Consider the following 21055-nt stretch of genomic DNA (forward strand, 5'->3'; position numbering starts at 1 on the left):
GGTTGTATCTGAGTGTTAAATCTGTCAAAAGTGCTATTTTTTGGATTAACCACTTTTTTGCTCTGATAATTTTGAAGAGTTTTCATTTTTAGGTGTTCTTTCAAAAGGCAATAAAGCTTGTAGGGCTTTATCCACGGTATTGATGCCATCAAAAGTTAACAATAAACGAAGTCCGTTACGGGTCTGTTTTTCCTTGATCCTGCATTTTTGCTGATGTGCCTGTACATATTGCAATACCCGCGTAAAATTCTCTGTTTGGTAGAAATCGGATTGCTGGTCGCTAATAAAATAGCCAATCAACTTCCCTTGTTTCATTACTATTTTTTCTAGGCCAATACTATTCGCTATCCATTTTATTCGTACCGAATTCAATAAATCCTCCGCCTGTGGGGGCAATTCCCCAAAACGGTCTATCAATTGTTTTTCAAAGTTCTGGAGTCCTTCCTCGTCATCTACCTGATTCAGGTCGGTATACAGCGTAAGCCGTTCCGTGATGTTGTTGATGTAGTCGTCGGGGAACAACAGTTCAAAATCCGAATCTATCTGTGTCTCCTTTACATACACTTTTTCATGTGGGCCATCCACCTCATCATACAGCTCCTTAAACTCGTTCTCCTTTAATTCTTCAATGGCTTCCGCGAGTATTTTTTGGTAGGTTTCAAAGCCGATTTCGTTGATGAATCCGCTCTGTTCGCCCCCCAGTAAATCGCCCGCACCACGTATTTCCAAATCCTTCATCGCGATATTAAAGCCACTACCTAAATCCGTAAATTGTTCCAAAGCCTCGATACGTTTTCGGGCATCCGTTGTCATTACTTCATAAGGAGGTGTAATGAAATAGCAAAAGGCCTTTTTGTTTCCACGGCCAACACGGCCCCTCATTTGGTGCAGGTCGCTCAGACCAAAATTGTTTGCGTTGTTGATGAAGATGGTATTGGCGTTGGTTACATCGAGCCCACTCTCTACAATGGTAGTAGAAACCAGCACATCAAATTCTCCGTTCATAAAGGCCAACATGAGTGTTTCCAGCTTTTTGCCGTCCATTTGGCCATGACCTATACCCACTTTGGCATCGGGTACCAAACGCTGGATCATGCCGGCTACTTCTTTGATGTTCTCGATCCTGTTATGGATGAAAAAGATCTGTCCGCCACGTTCTATTTCATAGCTTACCGCATCCCTAACGGTTTCCTCGTTAAACCGGATAACTTGGCTTTCAATTGGGTATCTGTTTGGCGGGGCCGTATTGATGACCGAAAGATCACGGGCGGCCATTAGACTGAATTGAAGTGTTCTTGGGATCGGGGTGGCCGTCAAAGTAAGCACATCCACATTTTCCTTGATGGACTTTAACTTGTCCTTTACTGATACGCCAAATTTTTGCTCTTCGTCCACGATCAACAATCCCAGGTCCTTGAACTTTACATTTTTGTTCACCAATTGATGGGTGCCAATGATGATGTCCACCTTTCCGGAAGCCAAGTTCTCCAAGGTCTCTTTCTTTTCCTTGGCCGTTCTGAATCGGTTTAGATAATCTACCGAAACCGGCATATCCTTCAATCGTTCCGTAAAGGTCCTGTGATGTTGAAAGGCCAGAATAGTGGTTGGTACCAGAACGGCCACCTGTTTGCCATTGTCTACCGCTTTGAAGGCTGCCCTAATGGCCACCTCGGTCTTCCCAAAGCCAACATCGCCACAGATCAACCGGTCCATGGGGCGTTCGCTTTCCATGTCCTTTTTAACGTCCTCCGTCGCACTACTTTGGTCCGGGGTGTCCTCATAAATGAAGGATGCTTCCAGTTCGTTCTGCAAGTAACTGTCCGGCGCGTATTGAAAGCCTTTTTCCAGACGTCTTTTGGCATACACTTTGATCAGGTCAAAAGCGATTTTCTTGACCCGGTTTTTGGTCTTGTCCTTGATTTTTTTCCAAGCACCGGAACCCAGTTTATATATCTTGGGAACGGCGCCGTCCTTGCCGTTGAATTTGGATATTTTATGAAGGGAATGGATGCTTACATAGAGGATGTCTCGCTCGCCGTACATCAATTTTATAGCCTCCTGTTTTTTGCCCTCCACATCAATTTTTTGCAGTCCCCCAAATTTCCCGATACCATGGTCAATATGGGTCACATAATCCCCAATCTCCAATTTATTGAGTTCTTTTAACGTGATGGACTGTTTTTTGGAATACCCATTCTTGATATGGAATTTGTGATACCGCTCAAAGATCTGATGGTCCGTATAACAGACCAATTTTAAATCGTCGTCAACAAAGCCTTGGTACAAAGGAAAAACTAAGGTCTGGTAATGTACTTTTTGGTTAACTTCCTCAAAGATGTCCTGAAAACGTTTGGATTGCTGCTCACTGGCACAGAATATATAGTTGGTATACCCTTTTTCCCTATAATCGTTTAGGTTTTCGATCAATAGATCGAACTTCTTGTTGAAGGAAGGCTGGGGTTTTGTGTTGAACTCAAACTGGGGTTGGTCCCTTTGGGAGCCATTTGCATTCAGGACCGGAAAATTTTGTAATTGCTCCTTGAAAGCTGTGCCGCTCAAAAAAAGCTCCTCTGGACTGGCGTGTTTTATGTCTTCGGAAAGTTTTGAAAATGCTTCCTTCGCCTTCTCAAAAAGGTCGTTGAGGCGGCCAAAAAGTAAATCGGTGTTCTTGCTGTAAACCAGCGTATTGGCTGCTATATAGCTTAAAAAACCCTGCCGTTGTTCCGTAAGGAACTTGTTGGCCATGTTGGGAACTATGGTTATGCCATTGATCTTGGCATTGGATAGTTGTGTTTCCACATCGAAGGTTCTGATACTATCGATTTCGTCCCCAAAAAACTCAATACGGTAGGGTTCGTCATTGGAGAAGGAATACACGTCCACGATACCTCCCCGCACCGAAAATTCCCCGGGTTCCGTCACAAAATCTACCCGTTTAAATTGATATTCGAACAGGACCTCGTTCAAGAAATCGAGGGATAGCGAATCGCCCAATTTCATTTTAAGGGTATTCTTGTCCAATTCCTTTCGAGTCACTACTTTTTCGAAAAGGGCATCTGGATAGCTTACAATGAGAGCGGGTTTTTTTCGGGAATTGATTCGGTTTAGTACCTCCGCCCGAAGCAGCACATTGGCATTGTCCGTTTCCTCAATTTGATAGGGCCTTCTATAACTTCCTGGAAAAAAAAGAACATGTTCTTCACCAACGATCCGTTCCAGGTCGTTGAGATAATAGGCGGCCTCTTCCTTGTCGTTGAAGATGGCCAAAAATGGTCTTTCCTGTTTGTCAAAAATTTCTGCCAGTATAAAGGATAGCGCAGATCCTGATAGCCCTTTCAGACCAATACCTTGAACAGTATTGTGGTGTGAAACCTGAAATTGGGCAATGGTATTCCGCAATTTCCCAAGGTTGGGAGACCGTTCAAAAAAGCCTGCTATGGATGATTTGGTCAATCCAAGAAATTTGCGTCAAAAATAACCCCGGCAGGCTTACCAAACAATTTTTTCCAAATACATTTTTAACGCTTTCAAAAAATCCCAATAGATGTTACTGCTTCAAACAAAAGCATAATAAAAGAAATTTTGAGGATGCAACGCCCTTTTGAGGTGGGATAAAAGCCCCGTTCACGATTATTGGTACGGATTCTGTCCTATGGCAAGCAACTTAAAGTTTGAAGTCTACATCAAAGCAGTTGCGTACATCCCTAATTACCGTGTGCGCATAATAGGCTATTCCCAAAAAGAGTTCCGCCCCTCCAACGATATAGGGATTTAGAAAGCCTAGAAGTTGTGTTCCTAGCACCCCTGCAAGGACACCGGAATTCATAAGAAGTAGCACGATCAATACACTTGAAGTTTTCATTGTTTTTTCTTTATTTGGTTCAAAACAAAATTCAATAACAAGGGGGTATTTCTTCTTGGCTATTTTGGCAAAAGGAATGATTATTTATGCACCGATAAGAAAAATCACGGGTAGTATTTTTGCATAAATACTTGTAAATACCTTATATATAGTTAGTTGCGAAATTGTGTAGGACTTTTACCAAACTCTTCCCGGAACGCTTTACTAAACCAGTTGGGATCGTTAAAACCTGTTTCAAAAGCTATTTCGGCTACTGTTTTGTCGGAATTTCGTAGTAATTCTTTCGCTTTTTCCAGACGTACATGGCGTATGAAAATAGCTGTGCTCCTGCCCGTGATGGCCTTGAGTTTTCTGTAAAGTTGTGAGTCGCTCATGGCCATATGCTTTGCCAATTGCTCACTGTCATATTGGGCATTGTCCAGATTGTTCTGGATCAGTTCCACGGCCTTGTTCAAAAACTGTTGGTTTCTATCGGGTATTGAAGAGGACTTTTTTGATGGATTTAGGACGGTCTTTTGGTATTTGGTCTGCAACCGATTTCTTTTTTCGATCAGGTTTGAAATTCGAAGTTTTAGTTCCGCTTCGTTAAAGGGTTTTGCCAGATAGGCATCGGCACCGCTTTTTAACCCGTCGAGCATGTCTTCATCCATGGACCTTGCCGTAAGCATTATGATAGGTATGTGATCGGTAACAGCATCTTCCTGAAGCTTTTTGGTCATTTCATATCCATCCATTAGGGGCATCATTACATCGGTAAGTATGATATCCGGTATTTCCCTTTTGGCGATTTCCAGACCCTCTTGCCCATTGTATGCGAACAATAGATGGTAATAGGAATCAAGTCTAGAGGCTATATATGTCGAGATATCGGCATTGTCCTCCACCACTAGGACCGTATGGGTGTTTTTCGTGTTTATGGCCGCCTTTTCCACCAAGGTTCCTTGATCTATGTACTCTGTATCCGTTTTCTGCATTTCGTCTGTACAACAATCACCGCCGGATGCCGGGAGCAGTTTTGAAATAGGGAGTTTTACTTTGAATGTGGTGCCAATATTCTCTATGGAATCCACCATAATTTCACCCTCCATTAAGTGGATCAACTCTTTGGTCAAGGAAAGCCCGATCCCGGTCCCCAACGTAGTGGTGGATGTTTTGGGCGATCGATAGAACCGGTCAAAAATATGGGGCAGTTCGTCTTTAGGAATGCCCATGCCCTGATCTTGTATTGTAACGGTCGCCCAATCCCCTTCTGTGGCCACCAATACCTTTACCGTACTTCCCCGCTCAGAAAACTTAAGGGCGTTGCTGATAAGGTTGTACAATATTTGTCGAAGTTTTTCGGTGTCCACTTTTGTTACAATGGAATCATCGGCCTTAAAAAATTTAAGTTGGATATTATTTTTTTGGGCGAGACTGGAAAAACTTTGAACGATATAAAGGGTAAACGCCGCCAAGTTTATGGGGATCATGCTCAGCGTTAGGTTGCCAGTCTCCAATTTGGCCAAATCAAGCATTTCGTTCACCAATTTTAAAAGATTTTTACTGTTTTGCTCAATGGCGTTGAGCAGAAGCTTCATTTTTGAACGCCCCACAAATTCACTGTTCAAGGTATTCAAATAACCAAGGATTACGGTAAGGGGCGTTCTAAATTCATGGGTGATATTTGTAATGAGCCGGGATTTGATATCATCAAGCTCCTTAAGCCGTTTTGCCTCTTGGAACGCCATTTTTTGGCGCAATCGAAAACGATACATCGTATAGCCGGTCCCCAAAAGTAGCAGTGCATAAAAGCAATAGGCAAGGTTGCTGTTGTACCAAGGCGGGATAACTACGATTTCCAGTTCCAATGGTTCCTTCTGCCAAAAACCGTCCCTGGAACTGCCCTGTATTTTTAAGGTGTGCTTCCCTTTGGGCAATTGAAGCAATTGAAGTTCATTGCTGTATCCAAGGGCGTTCCATTCCCTATCATCCAAGGAATAATGGTATTGGGTGTTTTTGTTGGGGCGGTAATCAAAATCGGTGAACTGGATGTAGCAGGGGAATGAGTCATGGTCCAAGGATATTTTTTTCGCCGTGCTAAAACCAAGATCCAAAACCTGTGGATGCGTAATTGGGTTCACTTCCCTATCCTTTATTTTAAGTGAGGTCAAGGAAAGATTGCCCTGCCAGTCCAGAATATGTACGTTGCGCGGAGAAAAGGAATTGAACCCATTGATGCCTCCAAAATAAAGTTCGTTGTTCGTTTGGTCATTAAAATGGGCACCCAGGTTGAATTCCGAACTTTGCAGCCCGTCCTTGACCGTAAAATGGGTGAACTTTTCATTTTTCTTGTCAAAACGGAACAATCCGTTGTTTGTGCTCATCCATAATTGGCCATCGGCATCCTCCAAAATATTATACACATAATCGTTGCCCAATCCTTCCTCTTTTCCGTAATGGATAAATGTATCTGATAGTTCATCGTATTTGTCGATTCCGCTTTGCGTGGCTACCCAAAGGGTGCCATCAGAATCCAAAAATGTGTTCAGCACGCTGTTGTTTTTTAATTCCCCTTCCTTTCCATTGGCGAAGTATGTCTTGAAAAGCGGTACTTGATAATCCTTTTCTTTAAAGGTCAGTTGGTTAAGGCCGTTTTCGGAGCTTATCCAATAGCGGTTTTTTTGGTCCTGAACTATGTTGTAGACAAAATCTGAACTTATGGACGTTTCACCGTTAAGCATGCCATACCTTTCAAAAGTGATCATGTTTTGGCTCAGGTCGCCCGTAAAACGGTTTAGTCCGCTGCCATAGGTGCATACCCACATCGTTCCTTGTGGGTCTTTGTAAATACTCCTGGTGTTATCGTTGCTCAGGGAGGTTGTGTCGTTTTCGTCAAAATAAAATGAAATAACCTTCGGTTTTCTAGGGTTGAAATCGTTTAGGGAAATTACAGAAACACCCTTGGTGGTCGCTACCCAAAGGTTGTTGTGGTCATCCTTGGCCATTCCCCTTATGACATCGTATGCCAGTTGTTGCCGGGTACTCTCTTTGGAAATTACATATACAAAGCCTGTTTTGTCAATACAATGGATACCCTTTCGAGTACCTACAAATAAATAATCGGTATCCTTGAAAATGGAAAAGACGTAATTGTTGGTCAATGCCGGTTTGGTATCTGGGTTCATGGTCTTGAAGACGTTTAGACCTTCTGAGGCGATGTCCAGATTATTGGTTCCGATATAAATTAGGTCATCCTCTACCAAAACATCGTAAACCCGGTTGCTGGTGATTGTATTCGTATCTTCCAGGTCGCCCTTGTAGACCTTGCCCGAAGCAAATCTGCCCGATGCCCTATCCAAACCTTCTAGAATAAAAAATCCGTTGTCCGTCCCTAGATAGAGTTGGTTTTGTGTGTTGTAAATGGATTCGATAAAAAAGACCTCGTTGGAAGTGGTATCATGCTCGGCAATGTTCAGATAGGTAGTTCTTTCCTGAGTTTCGTTGTACAGATAAAGTCCTCGCGAAGTACCCAAGAGCCATTCGCTCTGGTAAGGGACAATTTCTTCAATGCTTCCGGGAAGTATCGTTTTGGAGGTTGACCATTGGTCCAGCTTGTCCACCGTGCCCATTAAAATGTTGCCCGATTTGGTTCCCAATAAAATGGAGTTGCCTTTGATGGCTATGGAGGTGATGGTTTTCTCTTGTGCCGAATAATATTCCGGGGCATAGTTGTTTGCTTTTTTGAGCACCGTTAAACCAGTTTGGATGGAATTGGTATAAACATTTCCATTATTGTCCAAGGCCAATGTGATGTAGTTTCCATCTTCCACGGGGGCTTTTTGAAAGGTATCCGTATCCGGATGGTAATAACAGACGCCTTTACCGCCGGTTGCCACCCACAAGGTTCCGTCATCACCTTTAATCAGCCGATTGATGAAATTGCCTGCAAGTGAACGCGGGTCATTTTCCTTATGTTGGTAGATTTTAAAGTTTTTACCATCGAACCTGTTAAGGCCGTCCTGCGTACCTAGCCATAGAAACCCATCACTAGTTTTGGAAATGCACCTTATGGTCTGTTGCGACAAACCCTCATCAAGACCATAATGTTGAAAAAACAAATCCTGCGAGGTACCTATTTGAATGCCGATCAGAAATATAAAACAAACAACAAATCTATTCACAGGTTTCTCATTTTACCCACCTTAAAATTAAAACGATTTAATATTGTAAAAAATAGCTTGGTTTAAAAATGAAATTGTATTTCTAGAAAGGTTTTATGGATAATCGGTGGGTTTAGGGGATACAAATGGAAGACTTCGCCATGTGATTAGGAAGTAGATCTTCGAAGTTTGTCAACTTCGAAACACCAAGTTTTATAGTGGATGATGAAATAATGTAGTGCGAAGTTGTAAACTTCGTACAGCAAAAAAAATAGGTTGAGGAAGAAGGGAGTGCTTGATTATAAAAAGGAAATACTTAAATTAAAGTTGTCGTGGACTGTTATAAAAGGGATTACTTTTTCTATTGTTGAAACCCTGCCAAAGAATATACCCAACAAGAAGCAGCCCTCCAATCAAGGCGCCAATTGCAATATTCTGATAGGTATTCCAATGCCGTACCGCAATTGCGACTAAGGCCCAAACCCCCACTGCGGCAAACTCCCGCATAAACCGTGTCCTTATGATCACCAGATTGAGGATTGTGGCAACGGTTATTAAAATAAGGGTCCAACTGATTTCAGATAACGGGGCACCTGTCCAACCCAATTTCGTGAGAAAGGCCGCTACATTGGCAATGGTGGCCACGGCGATCCATCCACCATATAAGCAAATGGGCCACCATACAAAGGCGATGGTCGCTTTAGGGGCGTCCCAGCGCTCCATGTTCGTGTTCAGGATAATCTTAATCAGTGAGAAAAGTATGCCCAGCATGATCAAAACGGATAGCCCTGTATGATCGTAAACAAAAGCAATCACCCAGGCACTGTTCAATAGATTCGCCAAGCAGAACCAATATCCAATTTGACCAATGAATTCTGTGGATTCTTTGCTGAAAAAGGCCCTTTTAATTTGAAAAACGGAAAAAACGATCAGGCCCAAAAAAATCAGGCCCCAAATGGAAAAGGCATAGCTGGCCGGGGTAAAGAGATTGTCATAAGTGTTGCTTACTTCACCAATGGTGGTATCGTTTAATCGAACCGCCTGTGATATGTAGTTCACACCAATGACAAGTAGAACAGATAATAGATTTAACAGAGCTAAAAACTTTTGCTTGGCTTTCATTTCCATAAACATACGGGAAAGGGATGAACAACGGGTGCGCAAATGAACGAAATTTGAGCCGAGTTGCAAATAATATTATTTTTTGCGACCGTGTACCTGAACAGGAAGTACCGTATCCCCCAAAATGGCGAACACCTCGCTGTCCCTTGTAACTGCCATGGTATGGGAACCCGTGAACTCTCCCATGGCCGGCAATATCATTTGTACGGAGGATTTGTAAAAGCAGCGCAAACGAACGGATTGCCTACCAAGTCCGGTAAGGCGCACGGCAGGGTGTAGGTGCCCAGAAAAATTGAACTGGCCTTCACGCTCCTCCGGGTGGTGGGTCAAGAAAAAGGTGCCCAATGAAAGCTCCGGGCATACCGAGATTCCCAACGCCTCGTATTTCATAGGGGATATAATATCGTGATTGCCCACTACCAAGGTCATCCCCATTTTTTTTCTGCCAACCCAATCTTCAAACAAATCCCATTCCTTGTTCAAGGATGAATGAAAGAGGTCCCCCATAAAGACGACGTGTTTTGGGGTAAATTGGGAAATAGCCCCGTCCATGGTCTCAAAATTCTTTAATAGGGCATGCTGCGGCACAGCGGCACCATACTTTCTAAAGTGGGAGATCTTTCCTAAATGCACATCGCTCATCATCAATAGGGATTGATTTTCCCAGAATAGAGCCCCAGAAGGGTGTAGGTGAAAACTTTGTCCGTGTATATCCAAAGGGAACATATTCATGGCGACAAAGTTAAAATTTCACAATTGGTTTTCTGGTAGTTATTTTCTACTTTGTATACTGTTCTTTTAACTTTTAGTATGATACGCCTTTTTGTGATTGGTAGCTCCAATACGGACATGGTTGTTAAAACCCAACGTTTCCCGGAACCTGGTGAAACCATTCTTGGGGGTGATTTTTTCATGTTCCCAGGAGGAAAGGGTGCTAACCAGGCTGTAGCGGCGGCACGGGCAGGTGGAGCCGTACATTTTATATGTTCCGTGGGAGATGATGTATTTGGGAAAAATGCCATCAATGGTTATTCCAAAGAGGGCATTGATGTTTCCGGGGTCCAGATTATCCATGGAAAGGCCTCCGGAGTGGCTTTGATTACGGTAAACGCTGAAGGCGAGAATGAAATCGTAGTGGCTTCCGGAACCAATGCCCTTTTGAGCGATGACCATGTGCACCAAGCGCTAAAAGAATATAAAGAATCCGCCATGGTACTCACCCAACTGGAAACACCGATGGAGACCTTGGTACGTTTAACCGAAATCTGTAAAAACAAAAATTGGACATTGATTCTTAACCCAGCACCTGCCCAAGAATTGCCTCCTGAAATTCTGGATGGGTTGTTTTTAATTACCCCAAATGAGACCGAAGCCAAATTGTTGACGGGGATTACCGTGGCGGATGAAAGTAGTGCTTCCGCAGCGGCTGCTTCCCTTATTCAAATGGGTGTAAAAAACATCATCATCACCATGGGATCTAAAGGTGCTTTTTTTAAGAATGCCGATGAATCTTTTTTAATATCGGCACAAAAAGTAAAGGCAGTTGATACCACGGCAGCAGGCGATGTTTTTAATGGGGTATTGGCCGTAGGCTTGGCAGAAGGCTTGTCTTGGAAGGATTCCATTTTAAACGCCACAAAGGCTGCTGCCATTTCCGTTACAAAAATGGGCGCACAGGATTCTGCGCCGTTTAAAGAAGAATTCATCTAAACCAACATACCATGTTTATAATTGAAACCTATGCCATAGCAGTGCTTTTCTGTGTGGTTACCATGTTTGCCTGGGGTTCATGGGCCAACACCCAAAAATTGGCCGCCAAAGATTGGCGTTTTGAACTCTTTTATTGGGACTATGTGTTTGGCATCGTTCTCTTTGCCCTGCTTTTTGCTTTAAGTGCAGGAAGTATGGGACAGGGTGGCCGACCGTTTTTGGAAGACCTTGCCCAAGCGGATAATGGAAATCTTTGGTCCGCTTTCTTAGGAGGTATTCTATTTAATTTAGCCAATATTTTGTTGGTGGCCGCCATTGCTTTGGCAGGTATGTCCGTCGCTTTTCCCGTAGGTATAGGTTTGGCCCTTGTGGTGGGGGTTATAGTTAATTATCTTGACGCACCATTGGGAGACTCCACCCTTTTGTTTACTGGAGTGGGCCTCATCGTTTTGGCCATCTTATTGAATGCCAATGCATATAGACGACTTTCCGCCCATCAAAAGAAAGTTCCTACCAAAGGACTGCTATTGGCGGTAGTGGCCGGTCTGCTAATGGGTCTGTTCTACAAATATGTGGCCAATGCCATGTTTCCCAATTTCCAAGAGCCCCTTTCGGGAAAGTTAAGTCCCTATAGTGCGGTCTTTATTTTTTCACTAGGTATATTGGCCAGTAATTTTCTGTTCAATTCTTTCCTTATGAGGCGCCCTTTTGAGGGCGCGCCATTGGCTTTTGCTGATTATTTTAGGGGCACTCTAAAAAGTCATGGCATGGGTGTATTGGGAGGTGTTATATGGTGTGTGGGAATGTCATTTAGTATTCTTGCGTCCGATAAGGCAGGGCCCGCCATTTCATACGGTTTGGGTCAGGGTGCCACTGTTGTCGCTGCACTTTGGGGTATTTTTGTATGGAAGGAATTCAAAGGGGCGCCAAAAGGTGTGGGTGGAATGTTGAATGCCATGCTTTTATTGTATGTCCTAGGATTGGCCTTGATAATTTCGGCTAGATGACATTATTGTTTCCGATAAGTAAAGGATAGCAATTTGCTGAATACAATTTGGTCTCGATTGAGTTTTAGCTGAAGAAAATCGGTTAAATAAATTAGGACTGAATTCATTAGTGCCATTGGTACAGCTCAGGCAGTTTGGCAAGTTAAATGGGTTAACTGAATCTCCACATTGGGGCTTTGGGGTTTACTTCATCAAAATCGCTGCCATGCGTTTAATTCTGTCCTCCAATTTTTCACTGGATAATTTTTCACGGCTCAATCTATCGGTTATCAAAGGGAAGGCAAAAGGCGTGGCTTTTTCACATTGTTTCCAGATAATTTTTTGTGTCGCTATGCGTTCCATGGAAAGTCGCAATCGGCCTTCTTCCAGCTGATGCTCAAAAGTTTCGGTAAAGGCCTGTTGAAACAATAAATTATCCGGTTCATAATCCCGAAACACCTCGAACAACAATTGGGAATTGCTCTGTAAATGCTTCATTTTTATGACCTTATTGGGATATCCAGTAAATACCAGCCCACTGATGATGGCAATGTCCCTGAACTTTCTTCGGGCCATTTCGGTCGCGTTCAGGCTCTTTTGTAAGTCGTCCAACAAAAAATCGGTCGTAAAAAGGTTGTTGTCCAAAACCTGTTGCATGTCTATCGGCTTGTCCGAAAGCAGTTCAAAACCATAATCGTTAAAGGCGAGGGAAAAGGTGATAGGAGAGAGCAGACTGATTCGGTATCCCAATAGGCTTCCCATGGCTTCATGGACAAAACGTCCTTCAAAAGGGTAGAAAACCGCATGGTAACCATCCCTACTTTTAAAGGTTTCTATGAGGAATTCATGGGGTTTGGGAACAATGCTTTCCCGCCGTTGTCTTTTAAAAATATGGGCCAGGGATTGGATTTCCGGAGATTGCTTTTCAATAGTTTCGTCCGAACTGTATAGTTCGTTTCTAAGTAGTTCTGACATTTGTGCCGATAGCGTCAACCTACTGCCCATCCAACTGGAGACCTTGCTGGTCTTCTTCTTGGAATTTTTAACGTGTACCTGCATGTCCTTAATTCGGATAAATTCCAGGTTTCTTCCCGCAAAGGTAAACACGTCGCCTTTATTCAGTTTGGATACAAAGTACTCTTCAATAGTGCCAATGCAACCCCCTTTTTGATATTTTACCGTAAGGTTTACATCCCCAACAATAGTTCCTATTTGAAAACGGTGACGCATGGCCACCCCCCGATTGTTCACCTTGAACTTTCCATCTTCTTCTACCTCCACTTTTTTATATTCATCATAGGACTGTAGGCTTTGGCTGCCCATGACCAAAAAATTCAACAACCATTGCCAATTATCCTTGCCAAGTGCCTGATAGCAAAAGGTATCCGCTACTTCCCTATAGATTTCATTGGGATAAAAACCGTCTGAAATGGCCAAGGTGGTCAAGTATTGAAGCAATACATCATAGCTATTCAGGTAGGGAATACGGTCTTCCACGGTATTGTGTTTCACGGCCTTTTGGAGGGCCGAAGCTTCAATAAGTTCAATGGCATGTGTGGGAAGAAAATAAATGACACTTTCCTTTCCCGGTCGGTGGCCACTTCTTCCAGCTCGCTGTAAAAATCGGGCAACACCTTTTGGACCTCCAATTTGTACCACGGTCTCCACAGGAGCAAAATCAACACCCAAATCCAGACTTGAGGTACACACCACGGCCTTTAGGGTTTCATTTCTGATGGCATTTTCCACCCAAACCCTTGTTTCCTTATTGATGCTCCCATGGTGCATGGCAATCTCACCGGCAAATTCCGGATGTTTTTCCAATATTTTTTGGAACCAGATTTCACACTGGCTTCGGGTATTGGTAAAGAGTAGGGTGTTCCTACTGTTCTTGATGATTGGGACTACATATTCCAATAAGTGGAGGCCCAAATGTCCCCGCCATGGAAAAGTTTCCATTTTCTTTGGAATGATGCTTTTGACGGTTATTTTTTTGTGGATGTTGGCCTTTATTAAAACCGAATTTTCCAGGGCCTTAGATTGCGGGCCAAGCAGCACTTCCCGGGCCTGCTCCATGTTTCCTATGGTGGCGGAAATTCCCCAAATCCGTAGTTTTTTCGAAACGGTTTTGAGTCGGGACAAGGCCAGCTCCATTTGCACCCCACGCTTTGTGCCTAAAATTTCATGCCATTCATCCACCACTATTGCTGTACAGTCCTTAAATATCTTGTCATACCCTTTAGTGGCCAATAGCAGCTGCAAGCTTTCAGGGGTGGTAATCAGCAAGTCTGGCATCTGTTTTTTTTGTTCCGTTCTGGTTTTTGTGGAGGTATCCCCGGAACGAATACCAACGGTCATTTGGGTTCCCAGATCGGTGACAACACGCTCGGCGGATTGTCGTATTTCTTGTGAAAGGGCACGTAAAGGCGTAATCCAAACTGCTTTTAATCCTTTTTTATGTTTGCTTTTATAATCGGGATTTTGTTTTATATAATTGAGGACTATGGGAAACCAAAGCGCATAGGTTTTACCACTACCTGTAGGCGCATTTAAAAGACCGTGCTTTCCATTGAGAAAGGCTCTCCAAGTATCCTTTTGAAAGGGAAATGGTTTCCAGCCCTGCTCCTGGAACCAGTTTTCTGCGATATGGAAAAGTTCATCTCTGTTCATAATCCCGAGCATACTTTCTCGAACCTTCTAAAGGTAGTAAAAGCTCCTTCCCTTGGAAAGGGAAGGTGGATTCAAAATCCCAGATTTTGAATTCGGAAGGGATTGATATCGATTGTATTTTCCGTTTTGCCACAAACGGCGTAATGAATTCCCGACCCTTTCCGGTCTCGCTTCGCTCGGCCTCCTTTCCCTGGCCAGGGAAAGGAGTTGTTTTAAGGTTTTTACTGAGAGATTCCTTCATTCCTGGTTTCGGAATTTGGGATTAGGTTTTTAAGCTCTTCCAAGCTATTCGCCTCATGGATACTTTTATCCTGCCGCCAACGTAGCATTCTAGGAAATCGGGTGGCCACTCCGCTTTTATGTCGTTTGGAATGGGCAATCCCCTCAAAGGCGATTTCAAATACGTGATGGGGGGTTACCGATCGTACCGGACCAAAACGTTCCAAAGTATTCTTTTTTATCCAAGCATCCAGTTTTCTAAATTCGGCATCCGTAAGACCCGAGTAAGCCTTGGCAAAGGTGACCAACTCCCGCTTCCCTTCCTCATTTTCATCCCAGAGGGCAAAAGTGTAATCTGTAAAAAGGTTACTTCGTCTTCCATGTCCCCGCATGGCATAGGTGAGCACGGCATCTATGGTCAACGGATCAACCTTCCATTTCCACCAATCCCCTTTCTTTCTTCCAACGAGATAGGGCGAATCCTTTCGTTTCAGCATCAAGCCCTCGCTGTGTTTCTCTCTGGAAAGCTCCCTTTCTTTGGCCACTTGTTCCCAAGAGGTAAATTGCATGGTTTCTGAAAGTTGTAGGGGCAGGTCACTTCGACTTCGCTCAGTGACCCCACTTCCACTTTGCCCTGTAGCTTTTGATTTCTGGTGGCTGAACCTAGCCGAAGCCACCGTTCCAAACAGGGCTTCCAACAACTGTCTACGTTCAGAAAATGGTTTTTCGCGTATGTCCTTTCCTTTCCATTCCAAAAGGTCGTAGGCTTTTAGTATAACCGGAATTTTAACAAGCAGGGAATTGGAAACGGTTTTTCTTCCTATTCTTTTCTGAAGGTCATTAAAGGTCCCAATTAGCCCCTTTGGATAAGGAAGTATTTCCCCGTCGATGACCGTTCCATTGGGAATAACGCCTATAAATTGTTCAAATTCCGGATACTTGTCCGTTACCAGTTCCTCGCCGCGGCTCCAAACAAATAGTTCGTCATTTCTTAAAATTACCTGAGATCGTATGCCGTCCCATTTGTGTTCTATGGCCCATTCGTTCACATCACCCAAACTTTCCGGGACTTCTTCCAGCGCATAGGCCAAATAAAAGGGATAGGGTTTGGATAGGTAGTCGGTTTTGTTCTCCTCCAGAATCAGTTGTTGAAAGGAAATTTTATCAGGGTCCCAATTTCCCATGAGTTTGTAGGCTAGAATATCCTCATCAATTTTTGTAGCCATGGAGAGCGCACGTGTCATTAATTTTTGACTCACTCCAATCCGGAACCCGCCCGTTATCAATTTCGTAAAAACGAACCGCTCGTAGTAATCCAGGACCTTCCAGTTTTCAAATAGGTAGGCTTTTTTTTCGTGATCCGACTTCCTTTTGAGCAAGATCATTTCCTTCAAAAATTGGGTCAGGGTCTTCTCTGTGGACGATTTTGCCGAAGGAACAACCAAAGCGATGGTTTCGGCCAAGTCGCCAACAATATGGTAGCTCTCCTCAAAAAGCCACAAAGGTATGTTCGAAAGTTCCGATGCCCATTCCCTTAAAAGTGTTGTATTAACGGGTCTGGGAGGCCTTCTGTGTGAAAGGATGGCTATGGTCCAAACTTTATCGGTATCGTTTGCCTCCAAAAAGTATTGGGTAAGGGCATCAACCTTTACTGTGGTCTTGTTGGTACTGTCCAAGGTTTTTATCAGTTGGGCAAATCTTTTCATGTGTCGGTATTCGATTTTGAAGATTCCAACTCTTCCTGTTCACCTTCGTATTGGGTAGCTTCGGTGCGTGCATCGTATCCTTGTTCCCTAAGGTATCGGGAAAAAATATCGCTATAACCATGCGTACAAATGACCTTTTCTGCGCCTGTAGCCTCAATACTGGAAAGTAAGCCTTGCCAATCACAATGATCGCTCAATACAAATCCCTTGTCGATGGCACGTCTGCGTCGGGCACCCCTAAAGGTCATCCAACCACTGGCCGAAGCCGTTACATAGGGAACCATTTTCCGTATCCAAGTACTACCGTGGGCACTGGGAGGTGCCAAAACAATATTGCCCAAAAGTTCCTTTTTTGTTGTTTCCTTGGTAATCAATTGGGTTGGCGGAAAGGAAACCATCGGCCTTAAAACATCGGTCATATTTTCGATGGCCCCATGGGTGTAAATAGTACCAATATCGGTATCCAAGTACTTTAGCAAGCGTTGGGCCTTGCCAAGGCTATAGCCAAAAAGTATGGAGGTCTTGCCCTCCTTTTTATTCTCCAGCCACCAATCGTTTATATCTTTCAAGACTTCATGTTGGGGCAGCCATTTAAAGGCGGGGAGTCCAAAGGTACATTCGGTTATGAACGTATGGCATCTAATGGGCTCGTAGGGCGTGGAAATACCGTCGTCCTCGGTCTTGTAATCACCGGTAAATACCCAAACTTCGCCATTGTGTTCCACCCGTACTTGCGAAGCGCCAATGATATGCCCCGCAGGATGAAGGCTGAATTTTACATTGTTTATGATAAAGGTCTCGCCCCATTCAAACCTGGTAGTCTTAATATCCCCTAATCTGTGTGAGATAATGGGAATATTCCTGTGGTGGGTGATATATTGCTTATTTCCCCATCGACTGTGATCTGCATGACCATGGGTTATGATTGCCTTATTTACGGGTCTCCAAGGGTCTAAATAAACGTCCGCTTTGTCACAATAGATTCCTTTATCGGTAAATTGTAGGAGGGGTAATTTCATAGCCATGGAAAGTTACAAATTTGCCTTGAAACAAAGTTTGGCAGGATGTAAACTATGACCTCTAAAAAAATTATATTTGCCCAAAAGAATAGAACATGTCAATTTCAGATTTTTTTGATAGTGGTTTTCAAAAAAGGAATCAAGACCACTTTGCGGCCATAGTAAGGGTTGCCATGAGCGATGGGGTAATTACCAGTGAAGAACGGGCTTTCTTGGACCGATTGGCCCGGAAGTTGGATATTTCAGATAGCGATTACAAGGAGATTTTAAAGGATTATGCATCCCATGATATTAATCCGCCAACCAGCTATGATAGAAGACTGGAGCGTTTGTATGACTTGGCTCGAATGGTATATGCTGACCATCAATTAGGTGAAAAGCAGGTGGCCATGCTCGAGCGTTTGGGCATTGGATTAGGCTTTAACCCGGTTAACGTGACCTATGTTGTGGATAAAGCACTTAAATTAGTGCAAGCGGGCGTGGACGAGGATAATTTTATCGACGAAATAAAAAATATGAACCGATAAGGTCCGTACGTTAAGACCAAAAAAGGGAGCGATTCGCTCCCTTTTTTATTGGCATCGCCAAAGGGTTTAATACACCGAGGCTTGTATCGAAATTAAAAGTTCGTTTTCTAAGAATGCCTCGTGGACTTGCCCCGAGGTAGTTTAATGATACTTTTCCAAGAATTCCTGTAATTTTTCCACCATTTTTCGACTACCGCAGAAAAAGGGAACCCGTTGGTGCAGTTCGGTGGGTTGTATGTCCAGAATCCGCGTTTTACCACCAATGGCGATCCCATTTGCTTGCTCTGCAATAAAGGCCATGGGATTGCATTCATAGAGCAGTCTTAATTTACCGTTACCTGTCACGCTACTTTTTGGATACATATATATACCTCCTTTGATCATGTTACGGTGAAAGTCTGAGACCAAAGAACCTATGTATCTTGAAGTGTATGGCCTGTCACCTTCCTCCATTTGACAATACTTAATATAATCCTTCACACCTTTACTAAAGTGGATATAGTTCCCTTCGTTCACAGAATAGATTTTTCCCGTTTCTGGAAATGTCATGTTAGGGTGCGAAAGATAAAAGGTTCCCAATGCTGGATTCAGGGTAAAACCATTGACGCCGTCGCCTGTTGTGTAGACGATCATGGTTGAGGTTCCATACACAACATAGCCAGCGGCCACCTGTTGGTTTCCTGGTTGCAAAAAGTCCTCAAGGGTTGCCGGGGTGCCTACCGGTGTTACCCTTCTGTATATGGAAAAGATGGTACCTACGGAAACATTGACATCTATATTTGATGAGCCGTCCAAAGGGTCAATAAGTACCACATATTTGTTTTGGTGGTTTTCATCATTACTGTTTATCGAAATAAAACTATCCTCCTCTTCCGATGCAATACCACAGACAATTTCCCTATTCGTTAAGGTCTGTATGAACTTTTCATTGGCAAAAACATCCAGTTTCTGTTGATTCTCTCCTTGGATATTGGTCTCTCCGGCAGTGCCAATAATATCTACTAGCCCGGCTTTGTTTACCTCATGATTTACCACCTTGGCCGCTAAACGTATTGCGTTGATCAATTTGGAAAGCTCCCCGGAGGAATATTGGAAGGATTTTTGGTTTTCAATGATAAATTCCCCTAAGGTTTGTTTTCTGTTTGTAGACATAATTAGTACAGGTTGGTCTCACTACAAATAACGCTTATTTTGTGAAACTCTTGTGTTTGGTTTTCACTTCTTTGTTTAAAATTATAACTTTGTGTTTTATTTGTAACAATGAATTATTTGATTAGAGATTCCCGAAAGGAAGATATGGTCCAAGTGTTGGAGTTGATCCGTGAGCTCGCCGTATTTGAAAAAGAGGAAAATGCCGTTGAGGTTACCGTGGCCGATTTGCAACAAAGTGGCTTTGGGAAAGAAAAACAGTTCCACTGTTTTGTAGCCGAACAGGAAGATAAAATAGTGGCAATGGCCCTGGTCTACCCCAGATACTCCACCTGGAAGGGACCAATCGTCCACTTGGAGGATTTGATCGTTACCGAAAAAATGAGGGGAAGCGGTTTGGGTACCGCCTTGTTGAACGAGGTAGTGAAGTATGGCCGCAAATTGGGTGTAAAAAGGATAAGTTGGGAGGTGCTCGACTGGAACGAACCTGCCATTGATTTTTATAAAAGCAAGGGTGCAGATGTGAAGCGCGATTGGGACGTAGTGCACTTGGATGAAAAAGGAATAGCCAATTATTTGGCGAATATTTAAAAATTTAGAATCGTATTTCGTGTATGAGAGTATTTAAATTTGGAGGTGCTTCCGTGAAAGATGCAGAAGCGGTAAAAAATGTAGTAAACGTATTGCAGACGGTGGGTTATGAAAACACGCTGTTAGTAGTGTCAGCTATGGGAAAGACCACAAATGCTATGGAAGAGGTGGTGAATGCCTATTTCAAGAACAAAAAGGATATTCCCTCAAAAATTTCGGACATTGTTGAGTACCACAACAGTATAATCTCTGATCTTTTTGAAAACAAACAGCATAAGATATACAAGGACTTTAAAACGTTGATAGACGAGATCAACGGATTTTTGGTCTGGAACAAATCGCCCAATTATAATTTCGTCTACGATCAAATCGTAGGATATGGGGAATTGATATCAACGACTATCATAAGTGCCTATTTTGAAAAAGTGGGAATATCCAATAATTGGCTGGATGTGCGCCATTATATCAAGACCGATACCAGTTATAGGGATACCACGGTAAACTGGGAAAGGACCCAAGCCAACGTAGCGGATATCGATAAGAAGGTGCTGAACATAACGCAAGGTTTTTTGGGAAGCGACGATAACAACTTTACGACCACCTTGGGAAGGGAAGGTTCCGATTATACCGCTGCCATCTTGGCCTATTGTCTTAATGCGGACTCGGTAACTATTTGGAAAGACGTTCCCGGGGTATTAAACGCGGATCCCAGATATTTCAAGGAAACACAATTATTGAACAACATTTCCTATAGGGAGGCCATTGAGCTTGCCTTTTATGGGGCATCGGTAATACATCCAAAGACTTTACAACCGCTGCAACGCAAGGAAATACCCCTTCATGTAAAGTCCTTTTTAAATCCAAAGGACCCAGGTACTACAGTTGGCAAAGGAATGGGCATCGAACCCAAGGTCCCATGTTTTATTGTGAAGAAGAACCAAGTACTTATGAAATTGTCCTCCTTGGATTTTTCTTTTATGGTGGAGAACAATATCAGCGAGATTTTCAAACTATTCCACGACTTTAAGATCAAGGTGGACCTTATCCAAAATTCCGCGATCAGTTTTTCCGTATGTGTTGATAACAAGTTTGGCGGTTTGCAAGATCTTCTCCAGCAATTAAAAAGTAAATTTAAGGTGGTACACCATGAGGGTGTTTCCCTATACACCATAAGACATTTTAATGCCCAAGCACTTGATTCACTGACCAATGGGCACGAAGTATTATTGGAACAACGAGGTAAGGAGACGGTCCAATTGGTAGTTAAGTAACTATCCCGCATACTTTTTCCCTTTGTTAAAATGGCGGCCTACACCTCCATTTTCCTATATTTATACTTTGAAATAAATCAGGTA

15 protein-coding genes are annotated in these 21055 nt (G+C 43.2%); 5 read left to right on the plus strand and 10 right to left on the minus strand.

Annotated elements, in window-relative coordinates; all coding sequences use genetic code 11:
- Positions 1–45: 45 nt before the first annotated feature.
- The 5 genes from mfd to pdeM all read right to left on the minus strand — a co-directional run bounded on the left by mfd (position 46) and on the right by pdeM (position 9855).
- Entirely contained in the window at positions 46–3453 is a 3408-nt protein-coding gene (gene mfd / locus BFP75_RS08550; protein ID WP_099544819.1) for a transcription-repair coupling factor, read from the minus strand.
- Positions 3454–3664: 211 nt separating this feature from the next.
- The gene (locus BFP75_RS08555) at positions 3665–3862 is read right to left on the minus strand and encodes a hypothetical protein (RefSeq protein ID WP_099544820.1); all 198 of its coding nucleotides are present in this window, start codon (positions 3860–3862) and stop codon (positions 3665–3667) included.
- 152 nt (positions 3863–4014) lie between these two features.
- Complete coding sequence (locus BFP75_RS08560; protein WP_123803364.1) at positions 4015–8022, minus strand: two-component regulator propeller domain-containing protein; 4008 nt, start codon at positions 8020–8022, stop codon at positions 4015–4017.
- A gap of 300 nt (positions 8023–8322) precedes the next feature.
- The gene (locus BFP75_RS08565; RefSeq protein WP_317044517.1) at positions 8323–9060 is read right to left on the minus strand and encodes a tryptophan-rich sensory protein; all 738 of its coding nucleotides are present in this window, start codon (positions 9058–9060) and stop codon (positions 8323–8325) included.
- Positions 9061–9198: 138 nt separating this feature from the next.
- Positions 9199–9855, minus strand: coding sequence for a ligase-associated DNA damage response endonuclease PdeM (gene pdeM / locus BFP75_RS08570; RefSeq protein WP_240531745.1), 657 nt, complete (start codon positions 9853–9855; stop codon positions 9199–9201).
- A 78-nt stretch (positions 9856–9933) separates the two neighbouring features.
- Between pdeM and rbsK the strand changes: the two genes are divergently transcribed.
- Complete coding sequence (gene rbsK / locus BFP75_RS08575) at positions 9934–10833, plus strand: ribokinase (RefSeq protein ID WP_099544822.1); 900 nt, start codon at positions 9934–9936, stop codon at positions 10831–10833.
- Between the two features lie 11 nt (positions 10834–10844).
- Positions 10845–11840: a GRP family sugar transporter gene (locus BFP75_RS08580; protein ID WP_099544823.1), complete on the plus strand. Its 996-nt coding sequence runs from the start codon at positions 10845–10847 to the stop codon at positions 11838–11840.
- 183 nt (positions 11841–12023) lie between these two features.
- Here the strand turns inward: BFP75_RS08580 and BFP75_RS08585 are convergent, their stop codons facing one another.
- The 4 genes from BFP75_RS08585 to BFP75_RS08600 are packed head-to-tail and all read right to left on the minus strand — an operon-like array spanning position 12024 to position 17433.
- Positions 12024–14489 carry a ligase-associated DNA damage response DEXH box helicase gene (locus BFP75_RS08585; protein ID WP_099544824.1) on the minus strand — a complete coding sequence of 822 codons (2466 nt, stop codon included), beginning with the start codon at positions 14487–14489 and terminating at the stop codon, positions 12024–12026.
- Entirely contained in the window at positions 14476–14730 is a 255-nt protein-coding gene (locus BFP75_RS08590; RefSeq protein ID WP_099544825.1) for a hypothetical protein, read from the minus strand. Before BFP75_RS08590 ends, BFP75_RS08585 begins: the two co-directional genes overlap by 14 nt.
- Entirely contained in the window at positions 14711–16414 is a 1704-nt protein-coding gene (locus tag BFP75_RS08595) for an ATP-dependent DNA ligase (RefSeq protein WP_099544826.1), read from the minus strand. The genes BFP75_RS08590 and BFP75_RS08595 overlap by 20 nt, the downstream gene beginning before the upstream one ends.
- Positions 16411–17433, minus strand: a complete 1023-nt coding sequence (locus tag BFP75_RS08600; protein ID WP_099544870.1) for a ligase-associated DNA damage response exonuclease — start codon at positions 17431–17433, stop codon at positions 16411–16413. Before BFP75_RS08600 ends, BFP75_RS08595 begins: the two co-directional genes overlap by 4 nt.
- Positions 17434–17528: 95 nt before the next feature.
- Between BFP75_RS08600 and BFP75_RS08605 the strand changes: the two genes are divergently transcribed.
- On the plus strand, positions 17529–17960 hold the full coding sequence (locus BFP75_RS08605) for a TerB family tellurite resistance protein (RefSeq protein WP_099544827.1): 432 nt from the start codon (positions 17529–17531) through the stop codon (positions 17958–17960).
- 141 nt (positions 17961–18101) lie between these two features.
- Here BFP75_RS08605 and fbp read toward each other — a convergent pair whose 3' ends face one another.
- Positions 18102–19112, minus strand: a complete 1011-nt coding sequence (fbp, locus tag BFP75_RS08610) for a class 1 fructose-bisphosphatase (protein ID WP_099544828.1) — start codon at positions 19110–19112, stop codon at positions 18102–18104.
- Between the two features lie 108 nt (positions 19113–19220).
- On the opposite strand from fbp, the gene BFP75_RS08615 reads away from it, so the two are divergent.
- Together BFP75_RS08615 and BFP75_RS08620 are read left to right on the plus strand one after the other, a co-directional pair.
- The gene (locus BFP75_RS08615) at positions 19221–19700 is read left to right on the plus strand and encodes a GNAT family N-acetyltransferase (RefSeq protein ID WP_099544829.1); all 480 of its coding nucleotides are present in this window, start codon (positions 19221–19223) and stop codon (positions 19698–19700) included.
- A 23-nt stretch (positions 19701–19723) separates the two neighbouring features.
- Positions 19724–20971 carry an aspartate kinase gene (locus tag BFP75_RS08620; RefSeq protein ID WP_099544830.1) on the plus strand — a complete coding sequence of 416 codons (1248 nt, stop codon included), beginning with the start codon at positions 19724–19726 and terminating at the stop codon, positions 20969–20971.
- The last annotated feature ends 84 nt before the right edge of the window (positions 20972–21055 follow it).

The organism is Maribacter sp. 4G9, from assembly GCF_002742265.1.
GTDB lineage: Bacteria > Bacteroidota > Bacteroidia > Flavobacteriales > Flavobacteriaceae > Maribacter.

Excerpts from the sequence above, each read along its gene's own strand:
- BFP75_RS08595 (WP_099544826.1), bottom strand. The coding sequence starts at position 16,414 with ATGAAAAGATTTGCCCAACTGATAAAAACCTTGGACAGTACCAACAAG.
- rbsK (WP_099544822.1), top strand. The coding sequence starts at position 9,934 with ATGATACGCCTTTTTGTGATTGGTAGCTCCAATACGGACATGGTTGTT.
- BFP75_RS08620 (WP_099544830.1), top strand. The coding sequence starts at position 19,724 with ATGAGAGTATTTAAATTTGGAGGTGCTTCCGTGAAAGATGCAGAAGCG.
- BFP75_RS08605 (WP_099544827.1), top strand. The coding sequence starts at position 17,529 with ATGTCAATTTCAGATTTTTTTGATAGTGGTTTTCAAAAAAGGAATCAA.
- BFP75_RS08585 (WP_099544824.1), bottom strand. The coding sequence starts at position 14,489 with ATGAACAGAGATGAACTTTTCCATATCGCAGAAAACTGGTTCCAGGAG.
- BFP75_RS08615 (WP_099544829.1), top strand. The coding sequence starts at position 19,221 with ATGAATTATTTGATTAGAGATTCCCGAAAGGAAGATATGGTCCAAGTG.
- BFP75_RS08555 (WP_099544820.1), bottom strand. The coding sequence starts at position 3,862 with ATGAAAACTTCAAGTGTATTGATCGTGCTACTTCTTATGAATTCCGGT.
- fbp (WP_099544828.1), bottom strand. The coding sequence starts at position 19,112 with ATGTCTACAAACAGAAAACAAACCTTAGGGGAATTTATCATTGAAAAC.
- BFP75_RS08600 (WP_099544870.1), bottom strand. The coding sequence starts at position 17,433 with ATGAAATTACCCCTCCTACAATTTACCGATAAAGGAATCTATTGTGAC.
- pdeM (WP_240531745.1), bottom strand. The coding sequence starts at position 9,855 with ATGAATATGTTCCCTTTGGATATACACGGACAAAGTTTTCACCTACAC.
- BFP75_RS08580 (WP_099544823.1), top strand. The coding sequence starts at position 10,845 with ATGTTTATAATTGAAACCTATGCCATAGCAGTGCTTTTCTGTGTGGTT.
- BFP75_RS08590 (WP_099544825.1), bottom strand. The coding sequence starts at position 14,730 with ATGAAGGAATCTCTCAGTAAAAACCTTAAAACAACTCCTTTCCCTGGC.